This is a genomic window from Streptomyces virginiae (genome assembly GCF_040638905.1).
GTDB classification, from domain to species: Bacteria; Actinomycetota; Actinomycetes; order Streptomycetales; family Streptomycetaceae; genus Streptomyces; species Streptomyces virginiae_B.
In genome coordinates this window covers 185,472-203,631 of sequence record NZ_JBEZYV010000007.1, presented here as the reverse complement: position 1 = coordinate 203,631, position 18,160 = coordinate 185,472, and the positions used below count along the sequence as shown (strand labels likewise).

Below are 18,160 nucleotides of genomic sequence, written 5' to 3'. Positions count from 1 at the left end.
GCTATCCGGAGCCGCTGACAGCGTCTCAGGCTCTGCCGCCGGTGTCGGTGCCGGTGTCGGTTCCGGTGTCGGAAGTGTCGGAAGTGTCGGACGCCGCGGCCGTTGCCCCGGCCATGGGGGCAATGAACAGCAGCCCGTAGACGACCAGATCCCGGAAGCCGAGGCTCCGCCGCAGTGCCGCGGGCGCCGGGGCCCTGCTGGAATCCGTCGCGGACGCCATCATTCCTCAGGGTGACGGGTGGGACGTTCTCACGGGGCCTCCCGGTCAGTCTGTGCCGGACGGGCGACGTCCGGCCTGCTGGAGACCCCCGTACGATGGAGCACATGACTGCTCCCGCCCCTGCTCCCGCTTCCCGCCGTGTCCTGCTCGCCGCGCCCCGCGGCTACTGCGCGGGCGTGGACCGAGCCGTGATCGCCGTCGAGAAAGCCCTCGAGCAGTACGGGGCGCCGGTGTACGTCCGCCACGAGATCGTGCACAACAAGTACGTCGTCCAGACCCTGGAGAAGAAGGGCGCCATCTTCGTCGAGCGGACGGAGGAGGTGCCCGAGGGCAACATCGTGATGTTCTCCGCCCACGGCGTCGCCCCGGTCGTCCACGAGGAGGCGGCGCGCGGCAGGCTCGCGACGATCGACGCGACCTGCCCGCTGGTCACCAAGGTCCACAAGGAAGCCATCCGGTACGCGAACGAGGACTTCGACATCCTCCTCATCGGCCACGAGGGCCACGAGGAGGTCATCGGCACCTCGGGCGAGGCCCCCGACCACATCACCATCGTCGACGGCCCGCACGACGTGGACAAGGTCACCGTCCGCGACGAGTCCAAGGTCGTCTGGCTCTCGCAGACCACGCTGTCGGTCGACGAGACCATGGAGACGGTCGACGCGCTGAAGACGAAGTTCCCGCTGCTCGTCTCGCCGCCGAGCGACGACATCTGCTACGCCACCTCGAACCGGCAGGCCGCCGTCAAGGTGATGGGCGCGGACTCCGACCTGGTCATCGTCGTCGGCTCGAAGAACTCCTCGAACTCGATCCGGCTGGTCGAGGTCGCGAAGGACGCCGGCGCCAAGGCCGCGCACCTCGTCGACTTCGCGAGCGAGATCGACGAGGCCTGGCTGGAGGGCGTCACCACCGTCGGCCTCACCTCGGGCGCCTCGGTGCCGGAGGTCCTGGTCGAGGAGGTCCTGGAGTGGCTGGCCGCGCGCGGCTACGCGGACGTGGAGATCGTCAAGACGGCGGAGGAGTCCATCACCTTCTCCCTGCCCAAGGAGCTCCGCCGCGACCTGCGCACCGAGGCTGCGGAACTGGTCGCCGACAAGTAACTCGTTTCGTACCGTATGTCCATGCAGATCTTCGGCGTGGACATCGGCGGATCAGGGATCAAGGGCGCTCCCGTGGACCTGGAGCGAGGCGACCTGGCGCAGGAGCGCCACAAAGTACTGACACCACAGCCGGCCACCCCCGACGGGGTGGCCGGCTGTGTCGTCGAGGTGGTGCGCCACTTCGACTGGGACGGCCCGGTCGGCGTGACCTTCCCGGGCGTGGTCACGGGCGGGGTCACCCGCACGGCGGCCAACATGGACAAGTCCTGGATCGGCGTGGACACGGCGGCGCTGCTCTCGCGCGGCCTCGGCGGCCGGCCGGTGACGGTGCTGAACGACGCGGACGCGGCGGGCGTCGCGGAGATGACCTACGGAGCCGGACGCGGGCGGGGCGGCACGGTCCTCCTGCTCACGCTGGGCACGGGCATCGGGAGCGCGCTCTTCACGGACGGACGGCTGGTCCCGAACACGGAGCTGGGCCACCTGGAGCTGAAGGGCCACGACGCGGAGACGCGGGCGTCGGTGAAGGCCAAGGAGGACGGGGACCTCACCTGGGAGCGCTGGGCGAACCGGCTCAGCAGGTACATGCAGCACGTGGAGATGCTGTTCTCCCCGGACCTGTTCATCATCGGCGGCGGCGTCAGCCGCAAGCCGGAGAAGTTCCTGCCCCTGATCGAAGGCGTCCGGGCCGAGATCGTCCCGGCCAGGCTGCAGAACAACGCGGGCATCGTCGGAGCGGCGATGGCGGCGAAGGGGTGACCCGCCTGTCCGTGGTCAAGCGACCCGGCGGGGGAGGCGGCGCCGGCCGATGAGCACGGCCTTGCGCACCAGTGCGATGAGCGCGGCGACGAGCGTGCCCGCGTACAGCCAGCCCGCGTGCAGGGACAGCGCGGAGACCAGCCCCATCAGCTGACCGCCGAAGCCGCCGGAGCCGCCCGAGATGGGCCACACTCCGGCGGCGAAGGCGATGGGGACGCCGATCGGCGCGGTGATCAGGTCCGCCGGCCGCACCCAGAGCGCGGTGGCGGCCGCGACGGGCGGGAAGAGCAGCCCGTAGACGAAGAGCGAGGAGCTGAAGAGCAGCCAGCAGATGCCGGCGACGAGCACCATCGCGGTGCACGCGAACAGCCCGCCGCCCAGGCCCGTCAGCCGGGGGCGGGGCATCCGGCGCACGGGCGCCGGCCGCGGGGCGCCGCCCTGCGCGGGCACGCCCGCGGGCCGCGGGCCCCTGCGCTGGGCCGGGGGTCGCTGCGGGTGAGGCGCCGGTCGCGTCCTGTATTGCTCCACCCCACCAAACTAGGCGGGACGGCGGCCGGATCCGGGCCCGGACACGCGTACATCCACCCCCACTCATCGGAAAGTAAACTGTCCGGTGGCCCACCCCCGGGCCGCCGCCCCTCCAGCTACGGGAAGTCGCCAACGTGTCGCTCACGATCGGAATCGTCGGCCTGCCGAATGTCGGCAAGTCGACCCTGTTCAACGCCCTGACCAAGAACGACGTGCTGGCGGCCAACTACCCGTTCGCCACCATCGAGCCGAACGTCGGCGTCGTCGGCGTCCCGGACGCGCGCCTGGCCGTCCTCGCGGGCATCTTCGGCTCGCAGCGGGTCCTCCCGGCGACGGTCGACTTCGTCGACATCGCGGGCATCGTGCGCGGCGCGTCGGAGGGCGAGGGCCTCGGCAACAAGTTCCTCGCGAACATCCGCGAGTCGGACGCCATCTGCCAGGTCATCCGCGCCTTCAAGGACGAGAACGTCGTCCACGTCGACGGCAAGGTCTCGCCGAAGGACGACATCGAGACGATCAACACCGAGCTGATCCTCGCCGACCTCCAGTCCATCGAGAAGGCCGTCCCGCGCCTGACGAAGGAGTCCCGCCTCCAGAAGGACAAGATCGCGGTCCTCGCCGCCGTCGAGTCCGCCCAGAAGATCCTGGAAGGCGGCGAGACCCTCTTCTCGAAGGGCATCACGAAGGGCACGGAGCAGGGTGACCTCCTGCACGAGCTCCACCTGCTCACCACCAAGCCGTTCCTCTACGTCTTCAACGTCGACGAGGACGAGCTGACGGACGACGCCTTCAAGGCGGAGCAGAGCGCGCTCGTCGCCCCGGCCGAGGCGATCTTCCTCAACGCCAAGCTGGAGGCGGACCTCGCCGAGCTGGACGACGAGGAGGCCCTGGAGCTCCTCCAGTCGGTCGGCCAGGAAGAGCCGGGCCTGGCCACCCTCGGCCGCGTCGGCTTCGCCACGCTGGGCCTGCAGACCTACCTGACGGCCGGCCCGAAGGAAACGCGCGCCTGGACCATCAAGCAGGGCGCGACGGCCCCGGAGGCGGCCGGCGTGATCCACACCGACTTCCAGCGCGGCTTCATCAAGGCCGAGGTCATCTCCTTCGCCGACCTGGTCGACTGCGGCTCGGTGGCCGAAGCCCGCGCCAAGGGCAAGGCCCGCATGGAGGGCAAGGACTACGTCATGCAGGACGGCGACGTGGTCGAGTTCCGCTTCAACGTGTAGTCATCGCGTTGCCGCACGTTGAATGATTTCGTCAACGTGCAGTCAGAAGGGGTCGGACTCGGTGAGTCCGACCCCTTCCGCATTCCCGTGCCGACTTGGCGCTGACGCTTCAGCTGCTGCGCGGCGGTGTGAGCTTGTCGAGGTCCAGGCTGATCTCGAAGGGCACCGGGCGCTGGAGGGTGCCCCGGAAGATCCCGGCGGGCGCGTAGGCGCCGGTGGGTTCGTCGAGTTCGTAGGCGTGGACGACGGGCACCCCGTCCTCGTCCTCGATGCACCAGTAGTGCGGGATGCCGGCTTCCGCGTACTTGCGGAGCTTGACTGTGCGATCGCGATGGGCGGACTCGGGGGAGACGACCTCGATGACGAGTCGGACCTCCTCCGGTGCGAACCAGGTGCGGTCGCCGTCGAAGTCGGCCGTCGTCACCAGCAGGTCCGGTTCGGGACGGTTGCGCGGGTCGAGCTTGATGGTCATCTCGCGGCCGACTCGGGTGTCAGCGGGGACCTGCTCCATGAGTGCGACCGTGAGCATGGTGACGAGGTGGCCGTGCCACCACCTCTGGGGCGACATCATGAAGACGAGGGCTCCGTCGATCAGCTCGGTGTGGCGGGGCGCCTCGGGGAGGCGGTCGAGGTCCTCCGCGAACCAGCCTTCCGCGCGCGGCGGGCGCATCCAGTCGGGCAGTGCGGTCATGGCTTCACGGTAGCGGCCCGCGGCTCAAGCCGGAGAGCCAACGAACCCGATCCGGTGGTTTTCGGCAACTTGCCGTGCCACGACCGGCCACGCGCCCAGCGTTCGGCCATGAGTGACTCATCGGTCCAGGTGGCCATGGTGGTCACCTGCGTGGCGGCTCCCGTCTCAGCGACGACGGCCGCGTTTCGGGCTTCCGTCTACAACCGTCGGCAGGCGAGAGCAGTTGTCCCGGCCGACGCCCTCACAGAGAAGGCGGCGGCTTGGACGGCACAGCTCGGAGCAGGCCCCGGCGAGGCGTAGCGGGCGAGCGGTGTGGGGCCGCGGGGTGGGGTGGATCGGCATAAAATGGGTGTAAAGGTACTCCGGGTGGGTTCGGGAGGCGTGATGTCCGTACGGCCCGACGCGCCGCCGCAGCGCGCGCAGCATGATCCCGAGGACACGCTCAACAAGCTCGGGAGTTCATGGCACTGGGCGCTCGGTGTCGCCCTCGCGACCCTGATCCCGGGGATCCTCGTGCTCGTCTGGCCCGACGAGACCCTGCACATCCTGGCCGTGATCATCGGGCTGCAGTTCCTGGTTGCGGGCGGGTTCCGCTTCGTATCGGCCTTTTCGCACAGCAACGACGCCGGCGGCAGCCGGCTGGCGAGCGTGCTGGTCGCGGTACTGGCCTTCCTGGCGGGCGTCCTCGTACTGCGCCACCCGATGCAGACCATCGGCGCGCTGTCCTTGATCGTCGGAGTGTTCTGGCTGATCACCGGCGTGCTCACGGCGTACGTCGCGATCGCCGACCGGCTCCTCGTCCACCGCGGGCTGCTCTTCGGCCTGGGCGCTCTCGGCACCGTCGCCGGAATCGTCGTGCTCTGCTTCCCGGTGGACTCCGCGGTCGCCCTGACGCGGCTGCTGGGCCTGTGGCTCGTCCTGCTCGGCGTGTTCGAAGTGGTGATGGCCCTCGTCATGCGTTCTGCCACCCGTCGCATGACCGCGCCCAGGTAGGCGGCGGGCGCCCGTCCATTGTCTTGTGGTGCAAGGTAGTGCGCGAGTATCTTGTGCCGCATGACAAAGGAGCCGCCGGCGACCGGTGACCAACGGCGCAGCCAGCTCCTGCGCGGGGTGCTCGACCTGTGTCTGCTGTCCCTGATCGCCGAACGGCCCCGGTACGGATTCGAGTTCGCCGAGGCGCTCGCCGCCGGCGGGCTGGAGCTCGTCAGCGACGGCAGCATCTATCCGCTGCTCGCCCGGATGGAGCGGGCGGGGCTCATCTCCTCGTACCGCGCCCCGTCCCCGAGCGGCGGCGCCCCCCGCAAGTACTACCGGCTGACCGAGGCGGGGGACGCCGAACTCGGCCGGGGCCGCGCCGACTGGCAGGCCTTCACCGGACCGGTGGGCCGGATCCTGACCGCCGCCACCACCACGCCCACGCCATCCACGGGGGAGAACACAGCATGACGAACGCGCAGATACTCGCGGCCTGCCGCAGCAACTGGGAGTACCGCGGGATCGACGACGCGTCCGTGCGGGAGATGCTCGACGAGCTCTCCGCGCACCTGGAGGACGCCGAGGCGGCCGGCCGCACCGGGCAGGACGTCGTCGGCCCCGACGTGCGCACCTTCGCCGCCGCATGGGCGCGGGCCCGTTCCCCGTTGCCGCGCCGCGTGCTGCGCATGCTGTGCCTGGGCGCCTTCGTGCTCGGCTGCCTCCTGCTGCTGACCTGCCTGACCCGCTGGACCACCGAGTCGGCCGTAGCCCCCGGCAACATCGCCTTCTGGTCCGTCCTCGGGGCGGCCACGGTCGTCTGGGAGCTGCGCCGCGGGAGCCTTGGCATGCTCGGTAGCTGGGGGATCGGCCTCTGCGTGGCCCTGCCCGCGGCCATCCTCACCCACCGGCTCGCCGGTGACGCCCCCGTGTTCACCGTGCCGCTGTGGGCTGCCGCGCTCCTGCTGCTGCCCGGGCTGCCCTACGCCGTCGCCGACGTACGGGCCAGGAGGAACGGCGCCGCCTGACGGTGCCGTCCGCGGCCCGCTCAGAAGCCGCGCACCGAGGCCACCGTGAACGTGGTCGGGGTGCCCGTGCCGGGGTCCATGGGGCCTCCCTTGTCGAACTGGGAGCGGACCACGAGGGTGCGTCCGGGTACGCGCGCGAGGGTCGTGGGGATCTGCAGCGACGGGTCCGTGATCGTACGGGTCAGCCTGGCGTGGGTGCCGTCCGCACCGACCTGCCAGCGGGTCAGCGTGTTGGTGGCGTTGTGCGCCACGCGCAGGGTGCCGTCCGGGGCGAGGTCGAGACCGTCGGCGGCCTTCAGGTCGCCGCCGGTGAGGGCGACCCGGCGTACGTCGCCGGTCCGCAGGTCGACGCGGTAGAGGTCGCCCGCCGTCATGTCGACGGTCAGGAGGTAGCGGCCCGCGCGGTCGGAGGTGATGCCGTTGAGGCTGAAGGTGCCGGACGGGCGGGGGCGCAGGGCCGGGGTGAGGTCGTAGGCCTCGGTCAGGATGCCGCTGCCGGCGGCCAGTTGCCGCGGGGTCACGCGGTAGATCACGCCTCGGCTGCTGTCCGTCAGGTACGCGGTGCCGTCCGGGGTGAGGGCCAGGTCGTTCACGAAGCGCGCCGAGGTCCCCGCCACCTCGAAGTGGGCCAGCCGACGCCCGGTCGCGGTGTCGTAGACGGCCACGCCTTTCGTGGAGTCCGTGACCCACAGCCGGCCGCGGGCGTCGACCCGCAGGCCGTTGGCCGTACGGCGGCCGTCGGTTCCCGAGGGCAGGAACACCTCGGCCTCGTGCCGGCCGGGCCGGGCCCGGTAGACCGCGCCGTCCGCGTACGAGCCCACGTAGACGGTGTGCGTGCGGGGGTCCGCGGCTATGCCCTCCGGATAGACCTTCGCGCCGGGCAGGGCGAAGGCGGTGGATATCCGGGCATCACCGGACGCCGTCTGCGGCCGGGCCAGGGCCGGAGCCGGCGCCGCCGCGCCGAGTGCGAGGGCCCCGGCCAGCGAGGCCGCCACCAGGGCGGACCTCCTCCTGAGGGCGATGGCCACCGCGCCCTTCTTCGGTGCGCCCTTCTCCACTGCGGCGCTCTCCGCTGCGGCCCTCTTCGTCTTCTGCGTCATCGCCTGCCCCGTTCGATGTCCTCTACTGATCATGTGAGGATGAATGTATGTTAGAGCTCTAATGCTTGCAAGGGCCGGGCCGTAGGATGCCGGAATGACCTCCATGGCCCCCGAGGAGCGCATCGGCTCTCACATCAAGCGCGCCGAGCAGGCACTCCTCGCGGCGAAGAACGCGGCCTGCAAGCCCGCCGCAGTAACGGTTCCGCAGTACGCCGCCCTGCTCTGGCTCGCCGAGAAGCCCGGCATCTCGGCCGCCGCGCTCGCGCGCCTGTGCGGGGTGACGCCGCCGACCATGAACACCGTGCTGAAGAACCTCCAGGAGCGCGGGCTCATCGAGCGGACCCCGCACGAGTGGCACCGCAACGTGCTGGAGACCCGGCTCACCGAAGAGGGCCGGGCGGCCATGGAACTCGCGGACACGGGCGCCGTACGGGTGGAGCGCGCCCTCGCCGCCGCGTTCACCGAGGAGGAGCGGGAACTGTTCATCGCGCTGCTCGGGCGCTGCGCGGAGGTGCTCGACGCCGAGCGGTGATCTCTCCGCCCGCACGGATCAACGATGTTTTTTTGCTCGAATTTGGAACTGTGCGGGTGGTTTGCTCATCAGGACTTAGGGGAGACCAGCCGCTCTGCCCTCGGGGGCAGCAAGACCGTTCGGAGCGAAGTTCGTGCACCAGTACCCGCAGCGCCCGCGGCCTGACGACCAGCAGTCGTACCAGGACTACCCGCCCCAGGGGCATGGCGGCCAGCAGCACCAGCAGCAGGACCAGCAGCACCAGTCGTACGAGACGCCCTCGCCCTACCCGGGCCGGCCGCCGTACGGTGAGCCGCCCACCGCGGCCGGGTACCAGCACGACACCGAGCTCCGGCAGCCTGAGCGGTCCCGGCGCCGAATATGGATCAGCGCCGTGGTCGCCCTCGCGCTCCTCCTCGGCGGCGGCGGGTTCGCCGCCTGGAAGCTCGACTGGTTCTCGGGCAACGGCGAAGCAGTGACCTTCGGCAAGAACCCGCCGCAGTCCCCGGCCGCAGGCGCGTCCGACGCGGGCACGCCGAGCGCCGAGGCCAAGCCCTCGGGCGACCCGGACGTGCTCATGCCGACCGGCCCGAAGTCGGACTTCAAGCAGACCGCCAAGCTGGACGACGGCACGATCATCGCGAAGACCCGCCTCGCGGGCGCGAAGTCCGGCTTCGAGGGCGACGTGTGGGTGTGGGCCCCCAAGCAGTACGACGACCCGAAGTACGCGAAGAGCGGCTTCCCGGTGCTCATCGCGCTCCCCGGCGGCAACGGCTTCCCCAACAACTACTGGGCGGACACCAGCCTCGGGCTCCAGAAGGCCATCAACGAGGGCGTCAAGGCCGGCACCAGCCTCCCCTACATCGTGATCATGCCGGTGCTCAACCCGGACGCGAAGTACTACTACGACGGCTCCGACATCCCCGGCCAGGCCAAGATGGGCACGTGGATCGCCGAGGACGTCCCGGCGTTCGCCAAGGCCAACTTCCGTACCTACAAGTCCCGTGACGGGTGGGCCTTCATGGGCTCCTCCTCGGGCGCGTTCGTCGGCATGAAGACGGTCCTCCAGCACCCGGACAAGTTCAAGGCCGTCATCGCCTCCGGCGGCGAGATCGTCCCCGACTCGCCGCTGTGGAAGGGCCACCAGGCGGAGATGGACGCGAACAACCCGGAGAAGCTCGCTCAGAAGCTGATCGACACCAAGGGCCCCGAGGTCTACATCAACTTCCAGGTCGGCACCAAGGAGTCCGGCAAGGACCGAATGGTGAAGTTCCAGCAGCAGTACGGCAAGGGCCCGGTCAAGACCACCATCCGCGACATCCAGAACGGCGAGCACAACGGCTGGCACTACGTCCGGGGCATGAAGGAAGGCTCCCTGGAATGGGTCAGCAAGGTCCTGAAGGCACCTAAGCCGGAGGAAGGCTGATCTGGACCCGAGAGCCTGGCCTGCCGCGCGTGGTGGGGCGGGCGGGCGTGCGGGCGTGCGGCCAGGCGGGCGTGCGGCGGGCAGGCGGGGGAGGGGAGTGGGGCGGGGGCTTCGGGGGGCGGGTTCCGCGCGACGGAGGAGGCGCGGGGGCTTCGCGGGGGCGGGAGCCGCGGGGGCGGAGCAGGAAGGGCGAGGGGAGGCTTCGGGAGGTCGGGAGCCGCTGGAGCGGGATCAGGGATGTCCTGGGGGTTTCCCGTCAGTCCCATCGTCTCTCCGTGTCGGGCCGGCCCGTCAAGGGCGCTCGTTCCTCGCGTCGCTTCGCGATGTCGCTGCGCTCCACCCTTGACCGACCGTCCCGCCACGGAAATCCGAAAGACTGCCGGGAAGCCCCCAGAGGAACGGGCCGGGACCAGTTTTCAGGGACGGGGCGTCGGATGCGTCCGGGCAGAGCCCGGTGCGCATCCAATCGCTACGCGCTCCTGCCGGACGGCGCCTGCGAGCCCCGTGGGCTGGGCATAAGCCGCCACCAATCGCTACGCGCTCCTGACGGACGGCGCCTGCGAGCCCCTTGGGCTGGGCATAAGCCGCCCCAAATCGCTACGCGCTCCTGCGAGACGGCGGCTGCGAGCCCCTTGGGTTGGGCATAGGCCGCCATCGATCGCTACGCGCTTCTCGATGACGGCGTCCGGCCCTCATCTGGGGCTGATAGGGGCGATATCGAGGGGCGGAGGGGCGATCCATCGGCTCAGCCGAACCCAACCCCCGTCAAGACCACGACAAGATTCCACCCGCCGGTACAGACAGGGGCAATTGGGGCGAATTGACGACTCCTGAGGCACACACCCGCCCAGACATGGATTGGCATCGCTCCAGCCGTCATCTGACGCTTTTCCACCCCCCCCGCAGTGGGCCGGACGCCGTTGGTGAAGAGCGGAGGAAGGTTTCTGCGGCCCGCGACCAGCCCCAGACGGATCGCAGACGCCTGATCGAGAAGCGGGCGGCGATCTGAGGCGGCCTATGTCCAGCCCAAAGGGCGCGCTGACGCCGTGTCGCAGGGGCGCGTAGCGATCTGTCGCGCCTATGACCAGCCCAAAGGGCTCGCAGGCGCCGTCTGTCAGGAGCGCGTAGCGATTGGTGGCGGCTTATGCCCAGCCCAAGGGGCTCGCAGGCGCCGTCTCGCAGGAGTGCGTAGCGATTGGTGGCGGCTTATGCCCAGCCACAAGGGGCTTGCGGACGCCGTCCGGCAGGAGCGCGTAGCGATTTGACGCGCACCGGGCTCCGCCCGGACGCATCCGACGCCCCGTCCCTGAAAACTGGTACCGGCCCGTTCCTCTGGGGGCTTCCCGGCAGTCTTTCGGATTTCCGTGGCGGGACGGTCGGTCAAGGGTGGCCGAAGGCCATCACGCAGTGACGCGACCGCAGGGAGCGCCCTTGAGGGACCGGCCCGACACGGAGAGACGATGGGACTGACGGGAAACCCCCAGGACATCGCTGACACCGACCGAGCGGCTCCCGACCTCCCGAAGCCGCCCCCGCTCTTTCGATTCCGTTCGAGCGTCTCCCGCCCCCCGCCGCCGCCCCGCCCTCCGTTCCCGCTCCGGCGTCTCCCCCCCCCGACGCCCCCCCGACGCCCCCCGCCGCCGCGCCGCCCCCGCCCCCCGCGTGGTGCTCGCCACGTCACTCCCGTCCCAGGCAACCCGCGCCGTCGTTCATACCTCTGTAAAGGGTGTAAGGGGGACCGATCGGTCCGGCCCGCGCTCCGAGGTGAGCGCCGGAGAAGGAACGGGACAACAACCGTGCAGCATGACCAGCAAGGCGACGGCAGCCCCATGACCGCGGGCCGCCGTCGCCCCCACCGCCTGCGCCTGCTTCTGATCAGCGGCGGTCTCGCGCTCGCCCTCGCCGGGGGCGGCGCGGCAGCGTACAAATTCGGCCTCTTCTCGGACATAGGGGATCCGGTTGCCTTCGGCAAGGTCCAAGAGAAGACGGTCACCGCCTCCGAGGCCCTGCCCGAGGTGCTCATGCCCACCGGCCCGGCGGCCTCGTTCGTCCGGACCAGCCGCCTGCCCGACGGCACGCAGATCGGCAAGACCACCCTCACCGGCAAGAAGTCCGGCTTCACGGGCGACGTGTGGGTGTGGGTGCCGAAGGAGTACGACGACCCGAAGTACGCCCAGAGCGGCTTCCCGGTCCTGATCGCCCTGCCCGGCGGCCGCGGCTACCCCACGAACTACTGGGGCACGGGGCCCGGCCTCGGCCTCCAGCAGGCGGTCAGTGACGGCGCCAAGTCGGGCAAGAGCCTGCCCTTCATCCTGATCATGCCGGTGACCAACGCGGACACCAAGCACCACTTCGACGGATCGGACATCCCCGGCCAGCCCAAGATGGGCACCTGGATGGCCGATGACGTCCCCGATTTCGCCAAGGCCAATTTCCGGACCTTCACCTCCCGCGACGGGTGGGCCTTCATGGGCTCGTCGGCCGGCGGATTCAACGGCTTCAAGCAGCTCCTGAAGTACCCCGACCGGTTCAAGGCGGTCATCGCCAGCGGGACCGACATCGTCCCCGACTCCCCGCTCTGGAACGGGAACACGCAGGCCATGGACGAGAACAACCCCGAGAAGCTCGCCGCGAAGCTGATCGACGCCGGCGGTCCCGACGTCTACGTCAACTTCCAGATCGGGACCAAGGAGACCGGCCGCGAGCAGGCCGAGAAGTTCATGAAGGAGTACGGCAAGGGCCCCGTGCACACCTCGCTCCAGGTGATCCAGGATGGTGAGCACAACGGAAAGTCGTACGTGCGCGGCATGAGGGAGGGCTCCCTGGAGTGGATCAGCAAGGTGATGAAGGGACCGACACCCGCTCCCGGCGTGAGATGAGCACGGTGGTGAAGGGGGCATCGGCGGCTGTCGCCGCTGGCATCGCGGCGGTGTGCGCCATGGCCTTCATGAAGGCCCCCGGCGACCGGCCGGTGCTCCCCTTCCCCACCGTCGGAGTACTCATGGCGGGTGGCGAGCACTGGTGCACGGCGAGCGTCGTCGACAGCCCGAAGGGCAACGTCGTCGCCACCGCCGCGCACTGCGTCGCCCCCGCCGGCGAGGACGGGCAGCCCGGTGAGGTCGCCCACGACGGCCTGGCCATCGGCGAGCTCTCCTTCGCTCCGGCGTTCTCCGGCGAGGGCGACGGCACCCAGCCCCTGGGCGTGTGGAAGGTCAAGGCGATCCACGTCGACGACCGCTGGGCCAAGTGGGGCGAGGACACCGCCGACTTCGCCTTCCTCACCATCGCGCCGGACGAGGACGGGCGCAGCGTCCAGGAGGCCGTCGGCGGCCGAGCCGAGGCCCCCAGGCCCGAATGGACCTCCGGCTACGAACGGGACGTCACCGTCGTCGGCTACCCGGAGTCCGAGCACAACCCGCAGAACAGGCCCGTCTCCTGCACCACGCAGACCCGCCACGACGAGGAGGACCCCGACATGCTCTACATGAGCTGCGCGGGCTTCTGGACGGGCACCAGCGGCAGCCCCTGGATCGCCGACCGGGGCGGGCCGGACCCCGCCGGGCACCTCATCGGGGTGCTGAGCGGCGGGGACACCGACGTGGACTCCACGGCCGCGCTGTTCGACGAGCGTGCGAAGGCGCTGTACGAGCGGGCCGCGCGGGGCTGAGCGCCCTGGTTCCCCGCCCCCCGCCTGCCCGGTGCTGCTACTGCTTCTTCCTGCGCTCCGTGCTGACGATCACGACCACCGCGGCCACGACCACCGCGCCGCCGACGACGATCGGCCAGGTCAGGGCCTCGTCGAGGATGAGCCAGCCGAGCGCGACGGCGACGACCGGATTGACGTACGCGTACGTGGCCACCAGGGACAGCGGCGCGGCCTGCAGGAGCCACACGTAGGCGGTGAAGGCGACGAGCGAGCCGAAGAGGACCAGGTAGCCCAGGGCCAGCCAGGAGGCGGTGGAGAAGGCCGCCGGGTCCAGACCGCGGTGTTCGCCGCGCAGCAGGCCGACGACCACGCCCGCGATCCCGCCGGCGAGCATCTGGTAGGCGCTGCCCGTGAAGGGGTTGCCCGGCAGCGACAGCTTCGAGGCGGAGAAGGAGCCCAGCGACCACAGCACCGAAGCCACCACCACCAGGAGCACCCCCGACAGCCGTACGGCGCCGCTGAGCCCGGGACTGGTCAGTACCGCCAGACCGGCGAGGCCGACGAGGACCCCGGCCAGGGTGCGGGCCGGTGGCCGGTCGCCGGTGGCAGTGCGCAGCACCACCACCCACATGGGCACCGCAGCCACCAGTAGCGCCGCCAGCCCGGACGGCACGGAGGTCTCGGCGAGCACGACCAGGCCGTTGCCGCCGAGGATCAGCAGCAGGCCGACCAGGACCGCCGAGCCGAGCTGCGCGCGGGTGGCCCGGAGTGCGGCCGTCCCGTAGCGCCAGGCGACCACGGCGGCCAGCAGTACTCCGGCGGTGATGAATCGGGCTCCGGCGGAGAGGAAGGGCGGCATCGTCTCGACGACGATCCGGATGCCGAGGTAGGTCGAGCCCCACACGACGTAGACGACGGCCAGTGCGGTCCAGACCGCGCCGGTGATCTTGGCGTGCGGGGTGACCGTGGGCTTGCCGTCCACGGGGGTTGAGGTGCTCATGCCCGGATCCTATGGTCGTTGGCCCATGCAGACATCTGGGTTTCTCAGCCCTTGAGCAGGTCGTTCAACTCGCCGTACGGGAGCGAGTGCGCGAGCGCCCCGTACGTCCCGCCGGTGGCCAGCTCCTCGGCGGCGCGGCGGACCACGGCGTACGCGGCCTCGGCCACCCAGGAGCCGAGGCTGACGCGGGAGACGCCGAGCGCGCCGCAGGCGGCGACGGTCGGGGCGTCGGGGCCGAGGAGGATGTTGAGGGGGGCGTCGATGCCCTTGGCCAGCTCGGCCACGGTGGCCGGGTCGAGGACGCCGGGCACGAAGACGCCGCTGGCTCCGGCCCGGAGGTAGGCGGTGGCGCGGGCGAGCGTCTCGTCGAGGCGGGCGGAGGGCTCGCCCAGGCCCTTGAGGTAGGTGTCGACGCGGGCGTTGATGTAGAGCGGGACCCCCGCGGAGTCGGCGGCGGCGCGGGCGGCGGCCAGGCGCTCGGCCTGTTCGGCGGGGTCGCGGGTGCCGTCCTCGATGTTGATACCGACCGCGCCGGCGGCGATGACACCGGCGACGGTCTCGCCGACGGCGGCCGGGTCGGCGCCGAAGCCGCCCTCGATGTCGGCGGTGACCGGAACGGACACGGCGGCGCTCACGCGGGCGATCAGGTCGAGGGCGCGGTCGCGGGCGAGGGCGTCGCCGTCGGGGGAGCCGAGGGACCAGGCGGCGCCTGCGCTGGTGGTGGCGACGGCGGGGGCGCCGGTCGCCTCCACGATGCGGGCGCTGGCGACGTCCCAGGCGTTCGCGAGGGCGAGGGGGGCGGAGGGGGTGTGCAGCGCGGTGAAGGCGGTGGCCTTGGCGGCGAGGCCGGTCTGGGTGCGGGTGCGGGTGTTCATGGGGTCAGTTGAGCAGACGGGGTGGGGCGGGGGCTCGCGGATTTCCGACCTCGGCGTTGACGCGGCGCGGGCCTTGCCGTCCGCCTCCCGGCGGTGTGTCGCCGGTGCGGCACCGTTGCGGGGGCGCTGCCCCCGAGCCCCCGCGCCTCAAACGCCGGCGGGGCTGGAGGGTGCGGCGGGGCTGAAGGGAACTACGGGGCCAGGCCCGTCTTCGCGCCCGCGCCGCAGAGCGGGATCACTGCCGTGCGGCCCTGCAAGGGGTCGGTCGGGGAGGTGGGGGAGACCGCCGCCCAGCAGGCCGCGGCCGTCGGTTCGACGAAGAGGCCGCGTCGGGCCAGGTCGCGCTGGGCCTCGCGCAGGCGGGCGTCCGGGACCGTCACGAAGGTGCCGCCCGACGCCCGGACCGCGGCCAGGATCTGGCGGGCGCGCGGTGGCGCGGGGATCGCGATCCCCTCGGCCAGGGTCGGCCGCTGTTCCACCGGAGCGGCATCCTCCGCGCCCGCCGCGAACGCCTCCGCCAGCGGGGCCACCGCCTCCGACTGGACCGCGATCAGGGCGGGGGGCCGTACCCCGCGCCGGGCGAGTTCCTGCGTCGCCAGCGCGGCACCGAGCAGCAGGGTGCCGTTGCCGACCGGCACCACCAGCGCCTCCGGCAGCCGCCGCCCCATCTCCTCCCACACCTCGTACACGTAGGTCTTCGTCCCGTGCAGGAAGTACGGGTTGAACACGTGGCTGGCGTAGAAGACCCCGGGGGCGTCCGCCTGCTTGCGGGCGGCCAGCGCCGCGGCCTCGCGGCCGCCCGGGATCACGCGGACGACCGCCCCGTGCGCCCGCATCTGTTCGGTCTTCTTCTCCGACGTCCCCTCGGGTACGAAGATTTCGCAGTCGAGTCCGGCCCGTGCGCAGTACGCCGCCACCGACGTCCCCGCGTTGCCGCTGCTGTCCGCCACGACGCGCTGCGGCGCCAGCCGCCGGGCGAGCTCGACGAGCATCACGGCGCCCCGGTCCTTGAAGGACAGCGTCGGCATCAGGTAGTCGAGCTTGGCGTGGATCCGCTCCCCCAGCGGGATCAGCGGAGTGTGACCCTCCGCCAGGGAGACGGAGAACGCCCCCGGTAGCGGCAGCACCGGCCCGTACCGCCACAGGGAATTCGGTCCGGCGGACGGTTCGAGCGCCGCGTCCGGGTCCGGCGTGAAATCGAGGTCCCAGGGACCTCCGCACAGAGGGCACCCCCAAGGCGCGGTCCGGACGTCCGCGCGTGTACCGTCCTCGGAGCAGACGTAACCGGGGGGTGCGTGCGTCATGTGCGGAGCGCCTTTGCTCGGGCATGGCCGTCGTATGGCACGGATGTTACGCGTTCGTCGTCCTCCACAGGGTCGCGCCGGGGGTGGGTCAACCTTTCGGAGGCGGCAGCCCGTTGGGCCATCTGCGTTGTCATGGTCACGCTTGTGCGCGGCCCCGCTGCCCCCTGCAGTGCACCACCTAGGAGGAGGACCCGTCACATGCCAGTGATGCGTCATACGCGCCGGAAGATCGCCGGCATCAGCGCGACCGCGGTCGTGGCCCTCGCGCTCGGCGCGGCCGCCGCACTGCCCGCCGCGGCCGTCGGCAGCGATGCGCGCGGCGTGGTCCAGAACGCCGGGGCCCCGGGGTCCGTGCCCAACAGCTACATCGTGACCCTGAAGGACACCGCGCCCCGCTCGACCAGCGCGAGCGGCAAGCTCGTCGCCAAGAAGTACGGCGCGAAGATCGAACGGACCTACAGCGCGGCCCTCAACGGCTACGCCGTCGAGGTTTCCCAGGCCCAGGCCGAGAAGCTCGCCGCCGACCCGGCGGTCGAGTCGGTCGTGCAGAACCGCACCTTCACCGTCAGCGCCACCCAGCCCGCCCCGCCGTCCTGGGGTCTGGACCGCGCCGACCAGCGGTCGCTGCCGCTGAACCAGAGCTACACCTACCCGGACAAGGCCGGCGAGGGCGTCACCGCGTACGTCATCGACACCGGTGTCCGCATCACGCACCAGGACTTCGGCGGCCGTGCCTCGTACGGCTACGACGCGATCGACAACGACTACACGGCGCAGGACGGCCACGGCCACGGCACGCACGTCGCCGGCACCGTCGCGGGCGGGGCGTACGGCGTGGCCAAGAAGGCCAAGGTCGTCGGCGTCCGCGTCCTGGACAACAACGGCTCCGGCACGACCGCCCAGGTCGTCGCGGGCATCGACTGGGTGACGCGCAACGCCGTCAAGCCGGCCGTCGCCAACATGTCGCTCGGCGGAGGCGCCGACTCCGCGCTCGACACGGCCGTCCGCAACTCCATAGCCTCCGGCATCACCTACGCCGTGGCCGCGGGCAACGAGTCGGCCAACGCGTCCACCAAGTCCCCGGCGCGCGTCGCCGAGGCCATCACCGTCGGCGCCACGACCAGCACCGACGCCAAGGCGAGCTACTCCAACTACGGCCCCAGCCTGGACATCTTCGCGCCGGGCTCCGCCATCACCTCCGCGTGGGGCACCGGCGACAACGCGGCCAACACCATCAACGGGACCTCGATGGCCACGCCGCACGTCGCGGGCGCGGCCGCCGTCTACCTCTCGCAGAACCCGTCCAGCACCCCGGCCCAGGTGGCCACCGCGCTGATCGGATCCGCCACCCCGGACAAGGTGACCGGCCCCGGCACCGGTTCGCCGAACCGCCTGCTGTACGTCACGGCCCTGGGCCCCGTCCCGCCGGGCAAGCGCTTCGAGAACACCGCGGACCACGCGATCAACGACAACGCGACCGCCGAGTCCTCGATCGCCGTGAGCGGAGTCGTCGGCAACGCCCCGACGACGCTGAAGGTCCCGCTCGACATCAAGCACACCTACATCGGTGACCTGAAGGTCGACCTGGTCGCGCCCGACGGCTCCGTCTACACCCTGCACAACCGCTCGGGCGGCGACGCCGACAACATCGTCAGGACCTTCACCGTGAACGCCTCCTCCGAGGCGGCGCCGAACGGCACGTGGAAGCTCCGCGTGAACGACAACGCCACCGGCGACACCGGCAAGATCGACTCCTGGGCGCTCCAGTTCTGAGGAG

General features: G+C 71.1%; 18 protein-coding genes. 11 read left to right on the top strand and 7 right to left on the bottom strand.

Annotation, left to right across the window (positions count from 1 at the left end; translation table 11 throughout):
• Positions 1-25: 25 nt before the first annotated feature.
• A complete protein-coding gene (locus AB0F82_RS13130) occupies positions 26-220 on the bottom strand; it encodes a hypothetical protein (RefSeq protein WP_356813955.1) in 195 nt (64 codons plus the stop codon).
• 95 nt (positions 221-315) lie between these two features.
• Here AB0F82_RS13130 and AB0F82_RS13125 point away from each other — a divergent pair, with 95 nt between their 5' ends.
• Together AB0F82_RS13125 and ppgK are read left to right on the top strand one after the other, a co-directional pair.
• Positions 316-1,320, top strand: a complete 1,005-nt coding sequence (locus tag AB0F82_RS13125) for a 4-hydroxy-3-methylbut-2-enyl diphosphate reductase (RefSeq protein WP_362626440.1) — start codon at positions 316-318, stop codon at positions 1,318-1,320.
• Between the two features lie 21 nt (positions 1,321-1,341).
• The gene (gene ppgK, locus AB0F82_RS13120) at positions 1,342-2,079 is read left to right on the top strand and encodes a polyphosphate--glucose phosphotransferase (protein WP_356813916.1); all 738 of its coding nucleotides are present in this window, start codon (positions 1,342-1,344) and stop codon (positions 2,077-2,079) included.
• Between the two features lie 15 nt (positions 2,080-2,094).
• On the opposite strand, the gene AB0F82_RS13115 is transcribed toward ppgK, so the two are convergent.
• Complete coding sequence (locus AB0F82_RS13115) at positions 2,095-2,484, bottom strand: DUF6542 domain-containing protein (RefSeq protein WP_356813917.1); 390 nt, start codon at positions 2,482-2,484, stop codon at positions 2,095-2,097.
• A 257-nt stretch (positions 2,485-2,741) separates the two neighbouring features.
• On the opposite strand from AB0F82_RS13115, the gene ychF reads away from it, so the two are divergent.
• Positions 2,742-3,830, top strand: a complete 1,089-nt coding sequence (gene ychF / locus AB0F82_RS13110) for a redox-regulated ATPase YchF (protein ID WP_356813918.1) — start codon at positions 2,742-2,744, stop codon at positions 3,828-3,830.
• A gap of 109 nt (positions 3,831-3,939) precedes the next feature.
• On the opposite strand, the gene AB0F82_RS13105 is transcribed toward ychF, so the two are convergent.
• Positions 3,940-4,521, bottom strand: a complete 582-nt coding sequence (locus AB0F82_RS13105; RefSeq protein WP_362626435.1) for a Uma2 family endonuclease — start codon at positions 4,519-4,521, stop codon at positions 3,940-3,942.
• Between the two features lie 384 nt (positions 4,522-4,905).
• On the opposite strand from AB0F82_RS13105, the gene AB0F82_RS13100 reads away from it, so the two are divergent.
• From AB0F82_RS13100 to AB0F82_RS13090, 3 genes are read left to right on the top strand one after another with little or no spacing between them, the layout of a single operon-like run.
• Entirely contained in the window at positions 4,906-5,514 is a 609-nt protein-coding gene (locus AB0F82_RS13100; RefSeq protein ID WP_362626432.1) for an HdeD family acid-resistance protein, read from the top strand.
• A gap of 60 nt (positions 5,515-5,574) precedes the next feature.
• Positions 5,575-5,967, top strand: coding sequence for a PadR family transcriptional regulator (locus AB0F82_RS13095; protein WP_356813927.1), 393 nt, complete (start codon positions 5,575-5,577; stop codon positions 5,965-5,967).
• Complete coding sequence (locus AB0F82_RS13090) at positions 5,964-6,521, top strand: hypothetical protein (protein ID WP_362626429.1); 558 nt, start codon at positions 5,964-5,966, stop codon at positions 6,519-6,521. Before AB0F82_RS13095 ends, AB0F82_RS13090 begins: the two co-directional genes overlap by 4 nt.
• Positions 6,522-6,541: 20 nt before the next feature.
• Here AB0F82_RS13090 and AB0F82_RS13085 read toward each other — a convergent pair whose 3' ends face one another.
• Entirely contained in the window at positions 6,542-7,621 is a 1,080-nt protein-coding gene (locus AB0F82_RS13085) for an SMP-30/gluconolactonase/LRE family protein (RefSeq protein WP_362626426.1), read from the bottom strand.
• Positions 7,622-7,715: 94 nt separating this feature from the next.
• Here AB0F82_RS13085 and AB0F82_RS13080 point away from each other — a divergent pair, with 94 nt between their 5' ends.
• From AB0F82_RS13080 to AB0F82_RS13065, 4 genes are all read left to right on the top strand, one after another.
• Positions 7,716-8,153, top strand: a complete 438-nt coding sequence (locus AB0F82_RS13080) for a MarR family winged helix-turn-helix transcriptional regulator (protein ID WP_356813930.1) — start codon at positions 7,716-7,718, stop codon at positions 8,151-8,153.
• Between the two features lie 364 nt (positions 8,154-8,517).
• Positions 8,518-9,558, top strand: a complete 1,041-nt coding sequence (locus AB0F82_RS13075; protein WP_436842085.1) for an alpha/beta hydrolase — start codon at positions 8,518-8,520, stop codon at positions 9,556-9,558.
• Between the two features lie 1,796 nt (positions 9,559-11,354).
• Positions 11,355-12,437: an alpha/beta hydrolase gene (locus tag AB0F82_RS13070; protein WP_356813931.1), complete on the top strand. Its 1,083-nt coding sequence runs from the start codon at positions 11,355-11,357 to the stop codon at positions 12,435-12,437.
• A gap of 59 nt (positions 12,438-12,496) precedes the next feature.
• Positions 12,497-13,225 (top strand): trypsin-like serine peptidase, encoded by a 729-nt coding sequence (locus tag AB0F82_RS13065; RefSeq protein WP_356813932.1) that lies wholly within the window; start codon positions 12,497-12,499, stop codon positions 13,223-13,225.
• Positions 13,226-13,262: 37 nt separating this feature from the next.
• Here the strand turns inward: AB0F82_RS13065 and AB0F82_RS13060 are convergent, their stop codons facing one another.
• The 3 genes from AB0F82_RS13060 to AB0F82_RS13050 all read right to left on the bottom strand — a co-directional run bounded on the left by AB0F82_RS13060 (position 13,263) and on the right by AB0F82_RS13050 (position 16,383).
• The gene (locus AB0F82_RS13060; RefSeq protein ID WP_362626422.1) at positions 13,263-14,204 is read right to left on the bottom strand and encodes an EamA family transporter; all 942 of its coding nucleotides are present in this window, start codon (positions 14,202-14,204) and stop codon (positions 13,263-13,265) included.
• 44 nt (positions 14,205-14,248) lie between these two features.
• Complete coding sequence (locus tag AB0F82_RS13055; RefSeq protein ID WP_362626419.1) at positions 14,249-15,079, bottom strand: isocitrate lyase/PEP mutase family protein; 831 nt, start codon at positions 15,077-15,079, stop codon at positions 14,249-14,251.
• Between the two features lie 191 nt (positions 15,080-15,270).
• Positions 15,271-16,383, bottom strand: a complete 1,113-nt coding sequence (locus tag AB0F82_RS13050) for a threonine synthase (protein WP_356813934.1) — start codon at positions 16,381-16,383, stop codon at positions 15,271-15,273.
• Positions 16,384-16,581: 198 nt separating this feature from the next.
• Between AB0F82_RS13050 and AB0F82_RS13045 the strand changes: the two genes are divergently transcribed.
• On the top strand, positions 16,582-18,156 hold the full coding sequence (locus tag AB0F82_RS13045) for a S8 family peptidase (protein ID WP_356813936.1): 1,575 nt from the start codon (positions 16,582-16,584) through the stop codon (positions 18,154-18,156).
• The last annotated feature ends 4 nt before the right edge of the window (positions 18,157-18,160 follow it).

Bases quoted from the DNA above. Each gene is read 5' to 3' on its own strand.
- AB0F82_RS13130 (WP_356813955.1), bottom strand. From the start codon at position 220: ATGGCGTCCGCGACGGATTCCAGCAGGGCCCCGGCGCCCGCGGCACTG.
- AB0F82_RS13125 (WP_362626440.1), top strand. From the start codon at position 316: ATGGAGCACATGACTGCTCCCGCCCCTGCTCCCGCTTCCCGCCGTGTC.
- ppgK (WP_356813916.1), top strand. From the start codon at position 1,342: ATGCAGATCTTCGGCGTGGACATCGGCGGATCAGGGATCAAGGGCGCT.
- AB0F82_RS13115 (WP_356813917.1), bottom strand. From the start codon at position 2,484: ATGCCCCGCCCCCGGCTGACGGGCCTGGGCGGCGGGCTGTTCGCGTGC.
- AB0F82_RS13105 (WP_362626435.1), bottom strand. From the start codon at position 4,521: ATGACCGCACTGCCCGACTGGATGCGCCCGCCGCGCGCGGAAGGCTGG.
- AB0F82_RS13100 (WP_362626432.1), top strand. From the start codon at position 4,906: ATGTCCGTACGGCCCGACGCGCCGCCGCAGCGCGCGCAGCATGATCCC.
- AB0F82_RS13095 (WP_356813927.1), top strand. From the start codon at position 5,575: ATGACAAAGGAGCCGCCGGCGACCGGTGACCAACGGCGCAGCCAGCTC.
- AB0F82_RS13090 (WP_362626429.1), top strand. From the start codon at position 5,964: ATGACGAACGCGCAGATACTCGCGGCCTGCCGCAGCAACTGGGAGTAC.
- AB0F82_RS13085 (WP_362626426.1), bottom strand. From the start codon at position 7,621: ATGACGCAGAAGACGAAGAGGGCCGCAGCGGAGAGCGCCGCAGTGGAG.
- AB0F82_RS13080 (WP_356813930.1), top strand. From the start codon at position 7,716: ATGACCTCCATGGCCCCCGAGGAGCGCATCGGCTCTCACATCAAGCGC.
- AB0F82_RS13065 (WP_356813932.1), top strand. From the start codon at position 12,497: ATGGCCTTCATGAAGGCCCCCGGCGACCGGCCGGTGCTCCCCTTCCCC.
- AB0F82_RS13060 (WP_362626422.1), bottom strand. From the start codon at position 14,204: ATGAGCACCTCAACCCCCGTGGACGGCAAGCCCACGGTCACCCCGCAC.
- AB0F82_RS13055 (WP_362626419.1), bottom strand. From the start codon at position 15,079: ATGAACACCCGCACCCGCACCCAGACCGGCCTCGCCGCCAAGGCCACC.
- AB0F82_RS13050 (WP_356813934.1), bottom strand. From the start codon at position 16,383: ATGACGCACGCACCCCCCGGTTACGTCTGCTCCGAGGACGGTACACGC.
- AB0F82_RS13045 (WP_356813936.1), top strand. From the start codon at position 16,582: ATGCCAGTGATGCGTCATACGCGCCGGAAGATCGCCGGCATCAGCGCG.